Here is a 229-nt window from a genome sequence, read left to right on the forward strand (position 1 = left end):
CCCCAAGACCCTCGCCGGCCCCGCGCAGTCGGCGACGAGGCCGTGGGGCGCGGCCGGGGCCACGTCCCCGGGCGTCACCGGCGCGGGGTCGGCGAGGTAGGCCGAGGCGGCGGTCGCGGCCAGCGTGTCCAGCAGCGCGGTCCCGATGGCGCCCCCGACCTGCTGGCGCGCGGACCCCAGGGCCGAGGCCGCACCTGCGAGCCGCGGCTCGACGCCGAGGGTCGCGAGC

1 pseudogene is annotated in these 229 nt (G+C 82.1%); it reads right to left on the reverse strand.

The window, feature by feature from the left end:
• A pseudogene (locus KVT14_RS21985) lies at positions 1-229 on the reverse strand (MFS transporter); the annotation flags it as partial.

Origin of the sequence: Cellulomonas sp. GbtcB1, from assembly GCF_019091725.1 — a bacterium.
Taxonomy (GTDB): domain Bacteria; phylum Actinomycetota; class Actinomycetes; order Actinomycetales; family Cellulomonadaceae; genus Cellulomonas.